Raw genomic sequence first — 3,142 nt, 5'->3', positions numbered from 1 at the left:
GGACGGCACCGACCTCGTCGCCTGCGCTGGGGAGATCATCGGCCTTGCCGGGCTGGCGGGCCACGGCCAGACCGATCTGCTGCTGGCGATCTTCCGCGGCGCCACGCGCGCCCGGGCCGGCATCGAGGTGACAGCGCCGGTGGCGCTGGTCGCCGGCGACCGCCAGTCGGACGGTATCTTTCCGGAATGGTCAATCGCCGAGAATATCGGCATCCGCTCGCTGGCGCGGCTGCGCAGCGGGCTGCTGATCTCGCCGCAGCGTGAGGCCGAGCTTGCTGCATTCTGGCAGAAGAAGATCGGCATCCGTACGCCTGATATGAACAACAACATTTTCTCGCTATCGGGCGGCAACCAGCAGAAGGCGCTGTTTGCGCGTGCGCTCGGCTCGGATGCACAGATCGTGCTGATGGACGACCCGATGCGCGGCGTCGACATCGGCACCAAGCTGGAGGTCTACGACCTCGTGCGCGAGGAGGCTGCCCGCGGCCGTACCTTCCTCTGGTACACCACGGAAACCGAAGAGCTCGACAATTGCGACCACATCTATGTCTTCAAGAACGGCCGCATCGTCGCCAATCTGCGTCGCGACGAGTTGACCGAAGAGAAGATCATCCAGTCCTCCTTCGGCGATGCGGCCTGAGATGACGGCGGCGACACTCGAAAACGGTCTCAAGGCGTCCGCGGCGCGCGGCAGCGCGGCACGCGCGCGCCTGCTGCGCGGATTGCTGCCGGCGCTGTCGCTGGCGTTGGTGCTCATCGCCATCGCCTGGCTCAACCCGCGCGCCATCAGCTATTTCGGCTTCAGCCTGATGCTGAACCTGGCGATCCCGATCGCGCTGGCGACGATCGCGCAGATGTTCGTCATCGCGGGCAACGAACTCGACCTGTCGATCGGCACCTTCGTCGGTTTCGTCGGCTGCGTCACCGCGACCTGGCTGAAGGACGCTCCGCTGATCGGCGTCGCCATACTGCTCGGCTCGATCGGCATCTATGCGCTGCTCGGGGCGCTGATCCATCTGCGCAATTTGCCGTCGATCGTGGTGACGCTCGGCATGAGCTTCGTCTGGCAGGGGCTGGCCATTCTCGTGCTGCCCAAGCCGGGCGGCAAGGCGCCGGACTGGCTGCTCGGGCTGATGGCGTTCAAGCCGCCTTTTGTGCCGTTCCCGATCATTGCGGCGCTGCTGATCGGCCTCATCGTCCATTTCGGCCTTATGCGCACCTCCTACGGCGTGATCTTGCGCGGCTCGGGCGGCAATCCGGCGGCGCTCGGTCGCGCCGGCTGGTCGCTGCTCCGAACCAAGATTGTGCTGTTTGCGCTCGCCGGCCTGTTCGGCGTGCTGTCCGGCATGGCGCTGATCGGTATCACCACCTCGGCCGACGCCAATATCGGCAATGGCTACACGCTGCTGGCGATCGCCGGCGTCATCCTCGGCGGCGGCGAATTCGTCGGCGGCCGGGTGTCGCCGATCGGTGCGGTGATCGGCGCGCTGACGCTGGCGCTGGCCGCCTCGCCGCTGCTCACCTTCATGCACATCCCGCCGGACTGGCAGGTGGCCGCCAACGGCGCCATCCTGATCATCGTGCTGGCGGCGCGCGTGCTGATCAGCCGCAAGGAGAGGTGAGCGATGACATCGGTGAGATCGCTGCTTACCAAACCCTGGATCTGGTCGTTCATTGGCGCCTTGCTGGTGTGGCTGGCGACGATCGCCTTCACCGGCGGTTATGGCGGGGGTGGCATGGTGACGGCAGCCCTTTCGCTGGCGGTATTCACCGTCATTGTCGGCGTCGGCCAGATGTTCGTCATCACGCTGGGACCAGGCAATGTCGACCTGTCGCTGCCGGCCAATATCGGCCTTGCCAGCGCCGTCGCGATGAAGGTGATGGACGGCAACGATTCCATGATCGCGGTCGGGCTTTTGGCGGCACTTGCCTGCGGGGCGGCGATTGGCGCCGCCAACTACCTGCTGATCTGGGCGCTGCGCATCCCGCCGATCATCGCCACGCTATCGGCCAGCTTCATCATCCAGTCGATCGACATCAGCTATGGCCGCGGGCTGCAGATCAAGCCGCCGCCGGGCTTCGCCGATTTTGCCAACTGGCAGGTGCTGGGCATTCCGGTGCTGGCGATCCTCACGGTATTGTTCACCGTCGGCGCGGCCATCGCGCTGCAGCGTATGATCTATGGCCGCTCGGTGCTGGCGATCGGCCAGAACATTCGCGCGGCGTGGCTGGCCGGTGTCAATGTCGGCCGCATCCGCTTCCTCACCTACACGCTGTCGGGCGCGCTCGGCGGCATCGACGGCGCGCTGCTCGCCGGCTATTTCCGCGGCGCCAATGTCGACATCGGCAACGAATATCTGCTGGCCTCGATCGCCGTCGTCGTCATCGGCGGCACGTCGGTCGCCGGCGGCAAGGCCAATGTCCCCGGCGTCTGGGGCGCGGCTTTGTTCCTGGTGCTGCTTTTGACCATGCTCAACACGTTTGGGGTGAGCGCCGGGGTGCGGTTGCTGCTGACGGGGCTGATCATCGTCGGGGTGATCACGGCGGCGGGCGGGCAGAAGGCGCTGCGGTAGCCTCCGCCTTCGTCGTCCCAGACACCTTCAAGGCCTGTAATCATTGTGCCAGGCCGACATCCGGTTCCCTTCGACGTTATGGCGCTGTAAATCCCGTTCGCGTGGCCACGGCCGCTGAATAATGCTGGGAGGTTTGCGTGTCCGATTTTGTGAAGGTCAGCCGCGACGGCGACGTTGCCGTCGTCACCATCGACAATCCGCCGGTCAACGCGCTGAGCTTCCATGTCCGCGAACCGCTGATGCAGGCGCTGGTCGAATTGCGCGACGATGCGTCGGTTGCCGCCATAGTCATTGCATGCGCCGGCCGGACGTTTGTCGCCGGCGCCGACATCACCGAGTTCGGCAAGCCGATGCAGCAGCCCGAACTGCGCGCCATCGTGGCGACGCTGGAAACCATCGCCAAGCCGACGGTCGCAGCCATCCACGGCACCGCGCTCGGCGGCGGGCTGGAGCTGGCGCTGGGCTGCCATTTCCGTGTTGCCGATGCCGGCGCCAAGCTCGGCCTGCCGGAAGTCAAACTCGGCCTGCTGCCGGGTGGCGGTGGCACGGTACGGCTGCCGCGCCTTTTC

4 protein-coding genes are annotated in these 3,142 nt (G+C 66.0%); all 4 read left to right on the top strand.

Annotated elements, in window-relative coordinates; all coding sequences use genetic code 11:
* On the top strand, positions 1-640 hold a 640-nt coding region (locus EN879_RS29715; RefSeq protein WP_164774664.1), incomplete at its 5' end, for an ATP-binding cassette domain-containing protein.
* A gap of 1 nt (position 641) precedes the next feature.
* Positions 642-1,622 (top strand): ABC transporter permease, encoded by a 981-nt coding sequence (locus EN879_RS29710; RefSeq protein WP_063169504.1) that lies wholly within the window; start codon positions 642-644, stop codon positions 1,620-1,622.
* 3 nt (positions 1,623-1,625) lie between these two features.
* Positions 1,626-2,573 (top strand): ABC transporter permease, encoded by a 948-nt coding sequence (locus EN879_RS29705; protein ID WP_013528929.1) that lies wholly within the window; start codon positions 1,626-1,628, stop codon positions 2,571-2,573.
* Positions 2,574-2,710: 137 nt separating this feature from the next.
* Positions 2,711-3,142 (top strand): enoyl-CoA hydratase/isomerase family protein (locus EN879_RS29700; protein WP_164774663.1); only part of this gene is annotated, 432 nt, incomplete at its 3' end.

It is taken from the genome of Mesorhizobium sp. M7A.F.Ca.AU.002.02.1.1 (genome assembly GCF_003998535.1).
GTDB lineage: Bacteria > Pseudomonadota > Alphaproteobacteria > Rhizobiales > Rhizobiaceae > Mesorhizobium > Mesorhizobium ciceri.
Note: the sequence above shows the minus strand (reverse complement) of the source record. Positions and strands in the feature narration are given on the sequence as shown.

Bases quoted from the DNA above. Each gene is read 5' to 3' on its own strand.
- EN879_RS29710 (WP_063169504.1), top strand. From the start codon at position 642: ATGACGGCGGCGACACTCGAAAACGGTCTCAAGGCGTCCGCGGCGCGC.
- EN879_RS29705 (WP_013528929.1), top strand. From the start codon at position 1,626: ATGACATCGGTGAGATCGCTGCTTACCAAACCCTGGATCTGGTCGTTC.